We start from the raw sequence: 15,584 nt of genomic DNA on the forward strand, positions 1-15,584 counted from the left end.
CAAAGTGCAAAGGAATAAATTTCCTTTGCTTTTTTTTATGCTCTGAGCACAAAATATTTCCACCATTTTACCGGTGCTGTATAAATTTGGTTTTTATGGAAAAAATAAAATTTATAGAAAGAATGGAGGTTTTGTGATGAAACGACTTGTTTCTATTTTGCTTGCATTTATGATGTTAACAGCGATTGCCGTACCGTTTGCTTCGGCGGAAGAAAGCGGTGTTCAATTAGCAGAAAATGTAAAGTCAGCTATCTTAATAGAACGTGATACAGGCAAGGTATTATATGAGAAAAATAGTAATGAGCAGTTGCCGCCCGCTAGTATGACGAAGATAATGACGATGCTATTGATCATGGAGGCGTTGGATGAGGGAAAGCTTGATATGGATGAGAAAGTTCGTGCGAGTGAGTATGCAGCATCCATGGGCGGTTCGCAAATCTTTTTAGAGCCTGGCGAGGAAATGACTGTTGAAGAAATGTTAAAGGGAATTGCTATCGGCTCTGGTAATGATGCATCTGTTGCAATGGCTGAACGAATTGCCGGGTCAGAAGAAGCTTTTGTTGACATGATGAACAAAAAAGCAAAAGAACTAGGCTTGAAAAAAACGACGTTTAAAAATACAACCGGTCTGCCTGTTGAGGATCATCTCAGTACTGCCCATGATATGGCTATAATGGCAAAAGAATTACTGAAGTATGAAAATATCACAAAATTCACAGGTACTTATGAGGCGTATTTGCGCGAAAATACGGATAAGAAATTCTGGCTTGTTAATACAAATAAGCTTGTTCGTTTTTATCCGGGTGTAGACGGGTTAAAAACAGGCTTTACAAGAGAGGCCATGTATTGTTTAACAGCTACAGCTGAAAAAGATGGAATGCGGGTTATTGCCGTTGTGTTTGGTGCCCCTACCTCTAAAGATCGAAATGCACAAGTAACAAAAATGCTTGATTATGCTTTTAATCAATATAGAACACATCCAATATTCGAAAGAAATCATGTAATGGGAACAGCCAAAGTTAGTAAAGGACAAAAGAAGAAAGTAGAAATGGTAACAAGTGAGTCTATTTCTTTATTAACAAAAAAAGGTGAAACGATTGAGGATGTAAAGCAAAAGGTAAGCTTGAAAAAGGATTTAAAGGCTCCGATAAAGAAAGGCGACCAAATTGGCACGCTGACAATCAAGAAAAATGGTGAAACATTGGTGAAAAGTCCACTTCTGGCAAAAGAAGAGATTAAAGAAGCGGGCTGGTGGGACTTATTCAAGCGTTCTCTAGGCATATTTACGAAGAGTGAGTAAGCCTATGCCCTGATTCGTGTACATGCCTTTAACTGAAGGTTGTCGAAATCATAAAAGATGCATACTTTTTTTAGCGAATAGTCACTAGTTTTGTTTTGGTGAAGGAAATTAAGACGGATACATCGAAATTGACTCACTAGGAAAGAGCACATGAATAAGGGGGCTAACGAGTAGTGAGTCTGAACATTGGATTGGAAGTAAAACAAGACGTCTTATGTATTCGATTGTCCGGAGAGCTGGATCATCATAGTGCAGATGAACTCCGAAAACAAGCAGTTAGCGCAATAGAAGAATACGATATCCGCCATATTATTTTAAATTTAGAACACTTGTCTTTTATGGATAGCTCAGGACTGGGTGTCATACTGGGGCGTTATAAACAAATTAAACAGCTGCATGGAGAGATGGTCGTATGTGCAATCTCCCCATCTGTTCAAAGATTATTTGATATGTCAGGCTTATTTAAAATTATTCGGCTTGAGCCTACTGAAGATAATGCTTTGCAAAGATTGGGGGTTGCCTAAACATGAAAAATATGATGCAGCTTCAATTTAGTGCACTTAGCCAAAATGAATCATTTGCCCGTGTCACAGTGGCATCATTTGTTGCTCAATTGGATCCAACGATGGATGAATTGACAGAAATTAAAACAGTCGTATCTGAAGCTGTAACAAATGCCATTATTCATGGATATGAGAGTGATCCGAATGGGATCGTCTATATTTCTGTTTCTCTTGAAGATGGTTATGTGGAGTTAATGATTAAGGATGAAGGCATTGGAATACCGGATGTAGAAGAGGCCCGTCAGCCCCTTTTTACTACAAAGCCTGAATTAGAAAGGTCTGGAATGGGGTTTACGATTATGGAAAATTTTATGGATGACATCGAAGTTAAATCGCACCCAGGTAAAGGTACCGAGATCCGATTAAGGAAGCATTTATCAACAAGCAAAATGCTATGTAATTAAGGAGTCTTGCCTATGGATGTGGAGGTTAAATCAGAAAAGAATCAACCTTATTTAAAAGACCATGAAGTTAAGGAATTGATCAAAAAGAGCCAGGATGGTGACCAAAGTGCAAGGGACGTGATCGTACAGAAAAATATGCGGCTTGTCTGGTCTGTTGTCCAACGCTTTTTAAATCGAGGCTATGAACCGGATGATCTCTTTCAAATTGGTTGTATTGGTTTGTTGAAATCAGTAGATAAATTTGATTTATCGTATGATGTAAAATTCTCTACCTATGCCGTCCCTATGATTATTGGAGAAATTCAGCGTTTTATTCGTGATGACGGTACCGTTAAAGTAAGCCGTTCATTGAAGGAAATGGGGAATAAAATTCGTAAGGCAAAAGATGAATTATCCAAAACATTTGGCCGTGTACCGACAGTAAATGAGATATCTGAGTATTTGTCAATCCCAACAGAAGATATAATCATGGCTCAAGAAGCAAGCCGTACACCTTCCTCCATTCATGAAACCGTATATGAGAATGATGGTGACCCTATTACACTACTTGATCAAATTGATGATGGTAATGAAGGAAAATGGTTTGATAAAATCGCTCTAAAAGAGGCTATTCAAGAGCTTGAGGAGCGTGAACGGCTCATTGTTTATTTGCGTTATTATAAAGATCAAACGCAATCGGAAGTTGCGGTAAGACTAGGAATTTCACAGGTACAGGTTTCAAGGCTGGAAAAGAAAATTTTACAGCAAATGAAAGACCGTATGGATATATAGCTCCATGCGGTTTTTTTTGTGTGCAATTTTTACTTTGAAAGGAGTCTAGTCTGAACTTTTCATTTGATATCCATTTTTTGGAGTTCATGAGGATTAATTTGTAAGAAATACTAATGAGTAAAGGAAATTGCTGTGTGGGATGTGAGTGAGTTGGAAAAAACGGTGTATATTCGGCTTCGTAACCGTGTATTTGTTCGACCTCATGAGAAAGTTTATTTGAAAGATATTGCGCAGATCATTGCCGAAGATGTGCTGCATAAGCAGTTAAGTCAACTCCTTATTTACAGCATATCGGATCAAGACCGTAATATTATCATTATTGATGTTATGCAGGTAATTGCCAAAATAGCTCAATTTGATTCTTCTATTGATGTTCAAGTGTTAGGACCATCGCAAACGATTGTGGAGGTTGTTGATCGGAAAAAGAAAGTGTCTCCAATTTTATTTATATTAACCTGGTTTTTGCTATTCTTTGGTTCGATGCTTACTATTATGAATTTCCATGAGGATGTAAGCATGCAAACAGTACATCAAAAACTTTATAAAATGATGACAGGTCAGGATAATGAAAAACCTCTTATGTTTCAAATCCCTTATTCGATTGGATTAGGCCTGGGAATGATCATATTCTTTAATCATGTCTTTAAGAAAAGGCTAAACGAGGAGCCAAGCCCACTCGAAGTTGAGATGTTTAACTATCAGCAGGATCTCGATCAATACGTCATTATGCATGAAAATAAGGAGAGTATGAAGAAGCTTCATGATCATTAAACTGTTGTTTATTATATTTATTGGCTTTGCAGGAGGTCTATCGGTAGGTGCCGGATATGTTGCCTTTTTAACAGTTCTTGGGATCATACCGAGACTTACACAATTAACGAAAACGATGAAATTGATTCAAATGTATGAATGGAGTGTCGTCATTGGTGCAGTTGCAGGTACATTAGCGGTATTACAAAACCCACATTTTCACTTTTTCCCTTTCATTTTAATCATTTTTGGTCTTGCCGGGGGAATCTTTGTGGGGATGATGGCAGGAGCATTAACAGAAGTGCTTAATGTCTGGCCTATTTTGGCGAAACGCATAGGTGTAGACGATAAAATTGCAATTTTATTGATGGCGCTTGTGTTTGGAAAAATATTGGGTTCTTTATTTCATTGGATATATTTTGTTGATCAATAGCATCCACACTTTACCCGAAAGGACATCAAAACATGGATGGTGCAAAACGGCGAGTCATTTTAATAACAGATGGAGATAAGTTTGCTCGTAAGTCACTTGAAATTGTAGCAAAGGAAATTGGCGGCCGATGTCTATCTATTTCAAATGGAAATCCAACAGTATTGGATGGTCCTGTTATTGTAAAACAAATCAAAAAAGCAGCGTATGATCCTGTCCTAGTAATGTTTGATGACAGTGGTTTTATTGGTGAGGGCGCTGGGGAAAAGGCAATGAAGTATGTTGCGACCCACAAAGATATTGAGGTACTTGGAATTATTGCTGTTGCTTCGAACCCAAAGCATGAAGAATGGACGAAGGTTGACCTATGCATTGATCGTGAGGGAGAATTAACAGCCAATGGAATAGATAAATATGGCATACAAGAATTGGAAGTGGGGAAACTTTACGGAGACACTGTGTATTGTCTTGATGAACTTAATGTTCCACTCATTGTTGGAATTGGAGATATTGGAAAAATGGCTGGAAAGGATCACTTTGAAAAGGGCTCTCCAATAACCCGAAAAGCGGTAGAACTAATTTTGGAAAGGAGTGGTTTTAATGGGAACAGAAAAAAAGGAGAAAAAACCGATTCCTGATTCGGTACTGGAAATTGAGAATTATATGAAGGAACGCGTTGGACTTGGGAAAAGCTTTGACTTAGGGGTTAGAAAATTAAAGATATTGCAAAAGGATGTTCATTTTTATTATGTAAATGGTTTGTGTGATACAAGTTTTATAATTGAAATTGTTGAGCAGCTCGTAGAAATGAATGATAATGAAAAGCCTTCAACAAATCTATTCGATATTGTTGAAAATCGGCTTGTGCACCAGTCTGTTTCACAGATTAAGACAATGGATGAATTAGTAGACCAAGTACTTTCCGGATTAATTGTAGTTGTTGTAGATGGTTTTGAAAAAGGACTTGTAGTAGATGTTCGCTCCTATCCAGGCCGCACCCCAACGGAGCCTGATACGGAAAAAGTAGTTCGCGGGTCTAGGGACGGTTACGTTGAAAATATTATTATTAATACAGCTTTAACAAGAAGAAGAATAAGAGATGAGCGCTTGCGGTTTGAAATCATGCGGGTCGGTGAAAGAGGAAAAACAGATATTGCGATAGGGTATATTGAGGGAGTAGCAGACCAAAATCTGGTTGAAATCATTAGAAAGGAACTTCAAGCCATTAAAATAGATGGACTGACAATGGCAGATAAAACAGTTGAGGAGTTTTTATTAAAGCAAGGCTATAATCCGTATCCGCTTGTCCGTTATACAGAGCGTGCAGATGTAGCAGCAACCCATATCCTGGAAGGTCATGTTATTATCTATGTTGATACATCTCCAAGTGTAATTATTACACCAACAACTGTTTTTCATCATATGCAGCATGCAGAGGAATATCGTCAATCACCTGGTGTTGGGACATTTGTCCGCTGGGTAAGGTTTATAGGGATTTCTTCATCACTTTTTCTATTACCTTTATGGTTCTTATTTATTTTAGAACCACAGCTTTTACCTGAAAAGATATCGTTTATTGGACCAAACAAGTTAACAAACATTCCTGTTGTGGGACAGATCTTTTTGGCTGATATTGGAATTGAATTTTTAAGGATGGCAGCTATTCATACACCAACAGCTTTGTCAAATGCGATGGGTCTTGTCGCAGCGGTGTTAATTGGACAAATTGCCATTGATGTCGGTTTATTTGTCCCGGAAGTGATTTTATACATAGCGGTAGTAGCGATCGGGAATTTTGCAACACCAAGCTATGAACTGAGTATAGCCAACAAACTTGTTCGTCTATTTCTACTTATTTTAGTGGCTATCTTCCATACTCCTGGTTTAATCGTTGGGGTCACCATCTATATTATCCTGTTAGTGGGAATTCGCTCATTTAATACACCATATTTATGGCCTTTACTGCCTTTTCATCCGAAGGCATTTATGCAAATATTAGTCCGCCGAGCAATACCCGGTTCACAAATCAGACCAAGTATTATTAAAACAAAAAATCGTATCAGACAGCCGCGCCAGTAAAACAGAAGCAGTGATGCTTCTGTTTTCTAGTTCGTACTATGGAATGACTTATTATAGGTAGAGTTATTAGATTATTTAACATATTGCGATTTAAACTATGTTATGATAAAGTATTTTTTAAAATAGTGTGGGTTGTATATAAATAGGAACGCTTATTGATACAGCTAAGTTATAGGAACGAGGGACGGTTATGTACTATTATGGAACCACCGCAGTAAATGATAAAGGACATTTAGAAATAGGCGGCGTTGATACAGTAGAATTAGTGAAGGAATTTGGTACGCCGGTTTATGTATATGATGTAGCATTAATTCGTCAAAGAGCCAGAAGCTTTCGTGAAGCATTTGCAACTAATGGGATCAATGCCCAGGTTTCATTTGCAAGCAAGGCATTTTCCACAGTAGCGATGGTTCAATTAGCAGAAGAAGAAGGACTATCATTAGACGTTGTATCAGGAGGAGAATTGTATACAGCAGCTGCTGCTGATTTTCCAATGGAGCGAGTACATTTTCATGGAAATAATAAAAGCAGAGAAGAATTAGAAATGGCTTTACAATATAAAATTGGCTATGTTGTTGTTGACAATTTTTACGAATTGGAAATGCTTGAAGATTTGTGTGCTGAGAAAAAACAACAAATGGATGTTGTGTTAAGGGTAACACCTGGAATCGAAGCACATACACATGATTATATATTAACTGGACAGGAAGATTCGAAATTCGGCTTCGGTCTGCAAAATGGACAAACAGAAGAAGCTTTACGTAAAGTATTACAATCATCATGGTTAACAGCGGCCGGTATTCATTGTCATATTGGTTCGCAAATATTTGAAACAACCGGCTTTACACTTGCCGTCCAAAAAATATTTGAGAAGCTGAATGAATGGAAAACGACTGTTTCTTTTGAACCGGCCATTTTAAATCTAGGCGGTGGTTTTGGTATTCGCTATACAGGTGAAGATGATCCAAAACCTGCTGCAGATTATGTGGTTGAAATTATTACTGAAGTGAAAAAACAGGCGAAAAACTATGGCATGGATGTTCCAGAGATTGGAATAGAACCTGGCAGATCGTTAGTCGGGGATGCTGGGATCACGTTGTATAAAATCGGTTCGAGAAAAGAAGTGCCAAATGTACGTAAATATTTAGCGGTAGATGGCGGGATGACTGATAATATCAGACCTGCACTCTATCAAGCCAAATATGAGGCGGTATTAGCTAATAAACCGCTTGAAAAGCCGACAGAAGTTGTTTCAATCGCCGGTAAATGCTGTGAATCAGGTGATATGCTGATTTGGGATTTGCCATTGCCGGAAACAGATGACCAGGATATATTGGCTGTTTTTTGCACAGGTGCATATGGTTATTCAATGGCAAACAATTATAACCGAATTCCAAGACCGCCTGTAGTCTTTGTGGAAAATGGAAAAGCAACATTAGTTGTTAAAAGAGAAACGTACGAAGATCTAGTAAGGCTTGATCTGTCTTTAAATGAAAAAATAAAAGCTAAGCATCTGTAAAGGATGCTTAGCTTTTATTTTTTGTCCGGTTAAATCACAACGCTAGTTTTAGGTTCTATTTAGAGAAAAGGGCTTTTATGGCATCGATAATATTGATAAAAAATTGTTTTAGCTTTTCTAGAAAACCTTGTCCTTCTTCGCTTTCAAGATAATTTGTTAGTTTATCTTTAGCAACAGTCAATTGATCGCCAACTTGATTCCAGTCAATATTCAATTCCTTTAACTTGTTAAAAAGATCTAGTAAGCTTTGGAATTGCGCATCCGTTAACGTAATTCCCAGTTCCTTGGCCGCATTCTCAATAATTGTTCTTAAGTCTGCCTCTGTTTTTGGCGGGTTATTTGCCATTTCCTCTTTGATTTTAGTGATTAGAGCTGTGGCATTTTCGGTTCCAATTTCGTCACCTAATTCCGCGGATTTGACCATTTCTTCATTTGCAGCCTGTTTCACATCTTCTGGAATGGTCTTTTCTGCCGACACTTCATAAGCTTTAATAATTCCTGTTAAGGCGGCAGTTCCTGATACCTCAAACGGAGCAGTGATATAGATTTTTGCATCTTTAACTCCTGCCGTAATAAGGGCGTTGATGTACATCTCATCTGTTACCCAATTTATATTATTTGTTTTAACTTCTAGGCCTGAATTTTTTTCAGCAACTGTGATAGCAGATGAAGATATAGCCCGTGTTCCTATAAGTGATTTGGATACATAGTTTCCTAAATATTGATGTTCCTCTGCATTCGAGACGGTAATAATTTGCGCGTTATCGGGTGCATTCATTTCTGATAATAGCGTATTTTTCTGTTCTTCAGTTAAATTTTCCCCTAGGGTGATAATCATATCACCTACCGCAGCATCAGCAAATCCACGAAGTGGAAAAATGAGCAAGAATAATAATACTAGACTTGCAGCCTTTAAGTTTTTCATGATATCTTCTCCTTGTTTTGATTAACGGTTCCATTTAAGATGAATCAGAAAACAATTTCATCTTTACGTGATTTTAAAATAAAAGTACCTATTAGTAGGATAACCAGTTTATTTTCACGCAACACAATCATACGAAACTTTTAGTTGAAAGAAAAGGAATTGATGAACATTGTTTTCTTATTGTAAGAAAAAAATCAAGAGTATAGATTGTTTTAATGGAAACGTAATATTTCAAGCACGATTAGTGATTGAAAGATGAAGTTAAATTATGTATGATATTATAGTATAAAATAATTCATGTATATATCGTACTTGGGAAGTAGTTTAAAAATCTTTTGAAATGGTAAAACTAGATTTAATGTTTTATTAATGAGGGATTAATGATGCTAATTCGTTATAAAAAAACTTTTGAAAAAATTGCTATGGGCTTACTGTCTTTTATGCCAAATGAAAAAGACTTAAAAAAACTGCAGCAAACCATTAAACACTATGAATTAGATGAGAATTGGCAATTGTTTTTATGGAAGGAAGAAGAAGATATTATTGGTCTGCTAGGCGGAATCTGGATTGACGAAGATAACATGATCATTCATCATATCTCAGTGAATCCATCACATCGTAGGCAAGGAATCGGTAAGAATATGGTGAAGGCTGTAAAGGAATTATATCCAGATAAGCATATTACAGCAAATGAAGAAACGAAGGAATTTTTTCATAAATGTGATTAAAAGAAGGTAGTGACATATGCTCACTGCCTTCTATTTGTTTTTTGTTGTTTGGCTTTATTACGCTCTTCAATTACAGTTGAACGGTCTCGTTCTTTATGACGGTGCACAATTTGGATATTGGTTAAGTCACTTTCTATCAGCCATTTCATGTTTAATTCCTGGGATCGTGATTTGCAACTTTCCAGTAATAGGTTTGAATGGATAGGAAGATTCATGCTTTGATAATTATTTCTTTTCTCTATCGAAGTGATGCGTGCTGTGATTTGTTTCAGGAGTGAGCACGGATGAAGTCCAAGATTTTGGATCAATACTTCATTAGAAGATATAATTTTTAGGGCTTTTTGCAGCGTTCTAAGCGCACCATTAAAATTGCCTCGTCTATGATGATAATTTGCTACAGCCAGCTGAATGAGGCCAACCCATACAGAATTCTTGTTATTACTGTCAACTTTCTTCCAATATTCTTCTAATATTTCATGGCATTCAAAATAATCTCGGTCACCATGAAAATGCACTAAAAAATCTATATATTCCTGTGGATATGTCATTTGTTCTGCCTCCCCTTGATTAATAGTGTAACATAGGTTTTTCTTAACAACTTACCCTTTTTTTTTCTAAGAAATGTATCCTTTAATAGGGCTCATATACAAATGGGCATTGTTTGAAATTACTATTGGATTCATTCTATGTATCCTCTATACTAATTATTAGCTTATCGCATGATATGGTTAAATCATTGCCCTTAGATAGTTTAACAACTTAAGTGAAACAACAATAATGAAAAGTATTGGTGGAACGTATGCAATATAATGTAAAAATTGATGCATTTGAAGGACCGCTTGATTTACTCTTGCATCTGATCAATCATCTTGAAATAGATATATATGATATTCCGGTTGCTGAAATCACTGAGCAATATTTAATCTACATTCATACAATGAAGGAATTACAACTTGATATTGCGAGTGAATTTTTAGTCATGGCAGCCACATTATTAGAAATTAAAAGTAAAATGCTTCTTCCCAACCATAATCAAGCTGGCTTGGACGATGAATTAGCAGTGGAAATGGAAGAAGATCCCCGTGAAGAACTTGTGGAACGTTTGATAGAATATAGAAAGTATAAGGAAGTGGCGGATGACTTAAAATCTCTGGAGCAAGAGCGTGGCTTGATATTTACTAAGCCTCCAAGTGATTTAACAGAGTACGCAAAGGATATTGAAATTGAAAAAAAGCCCGACTTAAATGTATCTTTGTATGATATGCTTGGAGCCCTGCAAAAGCTCCTGCGACGCAAAAGACTACAAAAACCTTTGCTCACGAAAGTGGCCCGTCAGGAGATTCCGATTGAACAAAGAATGAAAGAAATTATCAGAGACTTAAAAAACACGAAGGGCCGAAAACGGTTTGATGATTTATTTTCGATTCTAACCAAAGAGCATATTGTCGTGACTTTTTTGGCAGTTTTAGAGTTAATGAAGTTAAATGAGATCATAGTCGAGCAGGATAAAAATTTCGCTGAAATCTTTGTCATGCAGCGAAAGGAGCAGTGAATGATGGAATTAATTAATTGGAAGGGAATCATTGAAAGTCTATTGTTTGCAGCTGGTGACGAAGGACTGACGCTAAAACAGATATCGCAAGTTCTTGAAATTGATGAATTACTGGCAGAGCAAGTGTTACATGATTTGATAACGGAATACAATGAAAATGAAAACCGGGGCATTACGCTTGTTCAACTTGCAGGAACCTTTCAATTGGCAACGAAGAAGGAGTACTCGCTTTATTTGAAAAAGCTGGTTGAGTCTCCGCACACAACAGCATTGTCACAAGCTGCCCTTGAAACATTGGCGATTATTGCTTACAAACAACCAATTACAAGAATTGAAATTGAGGAGATTCGGGGTGTTAAAACAGAAAGACCCCTTCAGACACTTGTTGCAAAGGCTTTAATAAAAGAGGTTGGGAGGGCAGAAGGCGCAGGAAGGGCATATTTATATGGGACGACAAAGGAATTTCTCGATCACTTTGGCTTAAAAAGTATCGAAGAGCTTCCTCCTCTTCCTGAAAAAGTTGATGATGACAACGTCCAAGAGGAAGCTGATTTGTTCTTCGAACGATTTGAGGATCTGTGATTTCTTGTTTTTTTAACCTTTTTTATGGAATGTATGATAAAATAAGATGAAAATTATTTATTTTCCCATTATTCATTATTTTACATAAAATATCTTTCTATTACGGAAAGATAAGGAGGAATGGTTACTTTGCTCATCAAAGGCTGTACTGGATATGAATTGCAAAAGGAGAAGCCAAATACCTCAGAAGATTTTTTCAACCGCAGTGAATTAGTGATTGAAGAAAACGGAAAAGAACGGGTTTTTCGTGTTCTATATCTGCGCTATTTTGAAGAAAATCTTCAAGAATTTACACCGTTTGAACAAAATCCAATTTTTAAAGCTGGAACGAGAGAAGTTGAGTTAAAGGATATTGTTGCTTTAGCTTGTTTTATTAAACATCCTGAATATCGGAACCGGAAGCGGGTTTATATTAAAGAGTCAGCTGAGTTCTCCTATAGCCTTGAAGGATTAAACGTTGACAAACTGATAAGTTTTTTTCAAGATTTAGAGGTAGGTAAATCAAGTGTTCTTCGGTCTCCACTCGAATATATTAAGTAATAAGAAAGACTTTTAATAGAGGTGAATTCATTGGGAAATACACTTGTACAGTCTCAAATGATAGACGTGCAGAAATTTCTTGAAGCAACAATCGTTGAATTTGAATCTTTTTTAAACGAAGCAACACTAAGCGGCATGATCCGAGAAAAAGAAGGCAATGTTGAATACTATAAAAATATTTTATCTAATTTACGTAAACTGCTTGTATTTTGTGAAGAAGGTTTGGAGGCATGCGGGATAATTGTAAAAAATGAACCATTCGCAAAAGCAGCAGCAGAAAAAACACTTTATCGCATTTATCACCAATGCATTGAAGAATTTTTTGCACCTAAAAGTGATGCCTGGTTTGAGGATAGTCGTTCTGCTTATACAGGGAAAAATTCAATTAAATTCAGACAGGACACACCTGACAGTATAAAAACAGTATTTGGAAATTTAGAAGGCCCCTTCCAAAAAATCCGCGAAGAGCTGGAATATTACGAAACAGACTACCGTACGAAAATGATTCAATCAAATTAAAATAACGAAAGCGTCACGACTGTATTACAGAGAAAAGGAAACCATCGGCAAAGGTGGTTTCCTTTTTTTTTTATTTCTTAGCTGTCTTGATTAAAAAGAAATCAGGTAATAATCCCACTTTCGATTCATAGGATAGTCACGGAGCAGATATAAGGAAATGGGGGATGGCTGTGGGGCAATTCAATGAATATATTCAGAATGTGTTGAAATGGAATGGCGATTTAAAACAATTTTTAGAATCAGAGCAGGTTGAAAGAGATGCTGAAATTTGGAGCCGTTTAGATAAATTTACAGAAATAATGGGAGATATTTCGAGTAATAACCTGAGTCAAGAGGAGTTTGAGAAGATTCATCATGAAGTGGAGGAACTTCATCAAGAAATGGAGCAATACTTTATTAATCGTCAGGAGCTTGGAATGGTCTATATGAATGAACCATTTGTTGAAGCTGGAAACCATACACTGCCGCCACTGCCATATGCCTATAATGCTCTCGAGCCCTATATTTCTGAAGAAATTATGAAATTGCACCATACGAAACATCACCAATCATATGTTGATGGCTTAAACAAAGCGGAAAAAAGTCTTGAAATGGCAAGGAAAAGTAGTGATTTTTCTCTGGTAAAGCATTGGTCAAGGGAGTTAGCTTTTCATGGATCCGGACATTATCTCCATACAATCTTTTGGCATAATATGAGCCCAAAAGGTGGCGGTAAACCAAAGGGAGCCTTATTGAAGGAGATTGAAAAATATTTTGGCAGTTTTGAAGCGTTCAAGAAACATTTTAGTGAAGCGGCAAAACAAGTAGAAGGGGTTGGCTGGGCCCTCTTAGTGTGGTCTCCAAGGTCCCGGCATTTAGAGATCCTTCAATCGGAAAGACATATGCTCTTAACGCAGTGGGATACGATTCCGTTACTTGTCTTAGATGTATGGGAGCATGCATACTATCTTCAATATAAAAATAACAGAGCAGATTACGTAGAGAAGTGGTGGAATATTGTCAGCTGGAAAAATGTTGAGGAACGTTTCACAAAAGCAAAAGAACTAAAATGGAAGCCTTTCTGAATATATGACAAAAAAGAGCCCAGCAATGTCTGACTTCATGTTTGGGCTCTTTTTTGTCATATAAGAGGACTTGCCCTGCATAGACTTGTACTAACGATTAAGGAGAAGAGGGATTGTGGAATGAAATTGTTAAAAATCGTACTCATTTTGATCCTTGTCACCTCAACCATCTCACTGTACCATCCCTTAAAAACGGAAGCTTCTGCTAACGCCAGTGCTAGCAGCGCTGTTTTGATGGAACAACAGTCTGGTAGGGTTTTATATGAAAAGAAGGCACATCAAGTTAGTAGGATTGCCAGTATTACGAAAATCATGACAGCCATTTTAGCCATTGAATCAGGAAAATTGAATGAATCTGTAACGGTCAGCGAAAAGGCGGTAAGGGCAGAAGGGTCTTCTATATATTTGAAACCGGGAGAAAAAATAAAGCTGGAGGATCTTGTTTACGGACTAATGCTTAGGTCTGGAAATGACGCAGCGGTGGCCATTGCTGAACATGTTGGCGGGAGCCTCGATGGTTTCGTCTATTTAATGAATCAAAAGGCAGCGGAAATTGGGATGGAGAACACCCATTTTGCAAATCCCCATGGCCTGGATGACCATGAGGATCATTATTCAACCGCTTATGATATGGCTTTGTTAACGAGATATGCGATGTCAAATGATACATATAAAAAGATTTCGGGAACAAAAGTTCATCGAGCGCCAAATCCAACAGAAAGCTGGGACAGGGTATGGAAAAACAAAAATCGGCTCCTTACTGAATTATATGAGTATACTACAGGAGGCAAGACAGGTTATACAAAACGGGCAAAAAGAACACTTGTATCAACAGCATCAAAAGACGGACTTGATTTAATTGCCGTCACATTAAATGGACCGGATGATTGGAATGATCATATCAACATGTATGAAAATGGATTTCAACATTATGAGCTTGTGACTGTTCTGAAGGAAGGAACCGTAAAAGAAATAGATGATCCATTCTACAAGAAAAAGGTTTATGTAAAGCAGGATTTTCTCTATCCGGTGACTGCAGAAGAGCGTAAACAGTTTAAGATAGAATATAAGCTCCAGAAACCAAAAAAAGAATGGCGTGAAAAAGAGAATGAACCGGATGTTGTTGGCAAAACCATCATCTATTTTGATCATAAACCGATAGAAGAGATAAATCTTTACTTTAGACAGTCAAAAACGAAAGAGAAACGATCCTTTTTTGATTCTGTCCGCAAACTATTTCTTATTCATATTGGTGTGAGATCAGATGGTTAATATCATATGGATTTTACTAACGCTGATTGGAATCGTATTTGCCATGGTAAATGGAACGATGGAAGAAGTGAATGAAGCCATTTTTAAAGGCGCATCAGAAGCCGTTACGCTTTGCATAGGATTAATCAGCGTATTAGTTTTCTGGCTTGGTATTATGAGAATTGCTGAAGAAGCAGGGCTGCTGGAAAAACTGTCACTTTTATTCCGTCCAATTGTAAATAAAATATTTCCAGAGGTGCCTAAAGACCATCCAGCAATGGGCTATATTCTATCGAATATGATGGCTAATCTATTTGGGCTTGGTAATGCTGCAACACCACTCGGGATTAAAGCCATGGAGGAATTAAAGAAATTAAACGGCGGTAAGAATGAAGCAAGCAGATCAATGGTTACATTTCTTGCTGTCAACACGTCGAGTATTACATTAATTCCAACAACAGTTATAGCCATTCGAATGAATTATGATGCTGCTTCACCAACAGATATTGTCGGTCCAACTTTACTTGCCACATGCTTCTCTGCTGTGGGGGCTATTTTGATTGACCGCTGGTTTTATTATCGAAGATCCCGGAAGCGAAAAGGATGA

At 37.2% G+C, this 15,584-nt stretch carries 19 protein-coding genes; 17 read left to right on the plus strand and 2 right to left on the minus strand.

Translation table 11 applies throughout. The annotated features are described in order from the left end of the window. Positions 1–136: 136 nt before the first annotated feature. The 9 genes from R4Z09_RS07635 (at position 137) to lysA (ending at position 7,816) form a co-directional block, all read left to right on the plus strand. Complete coding sequence (locus tag R4Z09_RS07635) at positions 137–1,300, plus strand: D-alanyl-D-alanine carboxypeptidase family protein (protein WP_338451734.1); 1,164 nt, start codon at positions 137–139, stop codon at positions 1,298–1,300. A gap of 173 nt (positions 1,301–1,473) precedes the next feature. After that, complete coding sequence (gene spoIIAA / locus R4Z09_RS07640; protein ID WP_338451735.1) at positions 1,474–1,824, plus strand: anti-sigma F factor antagonist; 351 nt, start codon at positions 1,474–1,476, stop codon at positions 1,822–1,824. A gap of 2 nt (positions 1,825–1,826) precedes the next feature. Next, positions 1,827–2,267, plus strand: coding sequence for an anti-sigma F factor (gene spoIIAB / locus R4Z09_RS07645; protein WP_338451736.1), 441 nt, complete (start codon positions 1,827–1,829; stop codon positions 2,265–2,267). Positions 2,268–2,279: 12 nt separating this feature from the next. After that, entirely contained in the window at positions 2,280–3,038 is a 759-nt protein-coding gene (gene sigF / locus R4Z09_RS07650) for an RNA polymerase sporulation sigma factor SigF (protein WP_338451737.1), read from the plus strand. A 150-nt stretch (positions 3,039–3,188) separates the two neighbouring features. Continuing rightward, positions 3,189–3,809, plus strand: a complete 621-nt coding sequence (locus R4Z09_RS07655; protein ID WP_338451738.1) for a stage V sporulation protein AA — start codon at positions 3,189–3,191, stop codon at positions 3,807–3,809. Next, a complete protein-coding gene (locus R4Z09_RS07660) occupies positions 3,799–4,221 on the plus strand; it encodes a stage V sporulation protein AB (protein WP_338451739.1) in 423 nt (140 codons plus the stop codon). Before R4Z09_RS07655 ends, R4Z09_RS07660 begins: the two co-directional genes overlap by 11 nt. A 32-nt stretch (positions 4,222–4,253) precedes the next feature. Continuing rightward, entirely contained in the window at positions 4,254–4,856 is a 603-nt protein-coding gene (locus R4Z09_RS07665; RefSeq protein WP_338451740.1) for a stage V sporulation protein AE, read from the plus strand. Next, positions 4,819–6,297, plus strand: a complete 1,479-nt coding sequence (locus tag R4Z09_RS07670; protein WP_338451741.1) for a spore germination protein — start codon at positions 4,819–4,821, stop codon at positions 6,295–6,297. Before R4Z09_RS07665 ends, R4Z09_RS07670 begins: the two co-directional genes overlap by 38 nt. A 190-nt stretch (positions 6,298–6,487) precedes the next feature. Continuing rightward, positions 6,488–7,816, plus strand: a complete 1,329-nt coding sequence (gene lysA / locus R4Z09_RS07675) for a diaminopimelate decarboxylase (RefSeq protein WP_338451742.1) — start codon at positions 6,488–6,490, stop codon at positions 7,814–7,816. Positions 7,817–7,871: 55 nt separating this feature from the next. Here lysA and R4Z09_RS07680 read toward each other — a convergent pair whose 3' ends face one another. Beyond that, positions 7,872–8,741: a DUF1002 domain-containing protein gene (locus R4Z09_RS07680; protein WP_338451743.1), complete on the minus strand. Its 870-nt coding sequence runs from the start codon at positions 8,739–8,741 to the stop codon at positions 7,872–7,874. A 383-nt stretch (positions 8,742–9,124) separates the two neighbouring features. On the opposite strand from R4Z09_RS07680, the gene R4Z09_RS07685 reads away from it, so the two are divergent. Next, positions 9,125–9,469, plus strand: a complete 345-nt coding sequence (locus tag R4Z09_RS07685; RefSeq protein ID WP_338453227.1) for a GNAT family N-acetyltransferase — start codon at positions 9,125–9,127, stop codon at positions 9,467–9,469. A gap of 20 nt (positions 9,470–9,489) precedes the next feature. Here the strand turns inward: R4Z09_RS07685 and R4Z09_RS07690 are convergent, their stop codons facing one another. Next, entirely contained in the window at positions 9,490–10,017 is a 528-nt protein-coding gene (locus tag R4Z09_RS07690; protein ID WP_338451744.1) for a DUF309 domain-containing protein, read from the minus strand. Between the two features lie 251 nt (positions 10,018–10,268). Between R4Z09_RS07690 and R4Z09_RS07695 the strand changes: the two genes are divergently transcribed. The 7 genes from R4Z09_RS07695 (at position 10,269) to R4Z09_RS07725 (ending at position 15,584) form a co-directional block, all read left to right on the plus strand. Continuing rightward, entirely contained in the window at positions 10,269–11,021 is a 753-nt protein-coding gene (locus tag R4Z09_RS07695; protein ID WP_338451745.1) for a segregation/condensation protein A, read from the plus strand. A 3-nt stretch (positions 11,022–11,024) separates the two neighbouring features. Further along, positions 11,025–11,603 carry an SMC-Scp complex subunit ScpB gene (scpB, locus tag R4Z09_RS07700; RefSeq protein ID WP_338453228.1) on the plus strand — a complete coding sequence of 193 codons (579 nt, stop codon included), beginning with the start codon at positions 11,025–11,027 and terminating at the stop codon, positions 11,601–11,603. A 120-nt stretch (positions 11,604–11,723) separates the two neighbouring features. After that, complete coding sequence (locus R4Z09_RS07705) at positions 11,724–12,143, plus strand: hypothetical protein (protein WP_338451746.1); 420 nt, start codon at positions 11,724–11,726, stop codon at positions 12,141–12,143. 30 nt (positions 12,144–12,173) lie between these two features. Further along, a complete protein-coding gene (locus R4Z09_RS07710) occupies positions 12,174–12,662 on the plus strand; it encodes a YpuI family protein (RefSeq protein WP_338451747.1) in 489 nt (162 codons plus the stop codon). 170 nt (positions 12,663–12,832) lie between these two features. Then, a complete protein-coding gene (locus R4Z09_RS07715; RefSeq protein ID WP_338451748.1) occupies positions 12,833–13,726 on the plus strand; it encodes a superoxide dismutase in 894 nt (297 codons plus the stop codon). Between the two features lie 120 nt (positions 13,727–13,846). Beyond that, the gene (locus R4Z09_RS07720; protein ID WP_338451749.1) at positions 13,847–14,998 is read left to right on the plus strand and encodes a D-alanyl-D-alanine carboxypeptidase family protein; all 1,152 of its coding nucleotides are present in this window, start codon (positions 13,847–13,849) and stop codon (positions 14,996–14,998) included. After that, positions 14,991–15,584, plus strand: a complete 594-nt coding sequence (locus R4Z09_RS07725) for a nucleoside recognition domain-containing protein (protein ID WP_338451750.1) — start codon at positions 14,991–14,993, stop codon at positions 15,582–15,584. The genes R4Z09_RS07720 and R4Z09_RS07725 overlap by 8 nt, the downstream gene beginning before the upstream one ends.

Origin of the sequence: Niallia oryzisoli, from assembly GCF_036670025.1 — a bacterium.
GTDB lineage: Bacteria > Bacillota > Bacilli > Bacillales > Cytobacillaceae > Bacillus_BD > Bacillus_BD oryzisoli.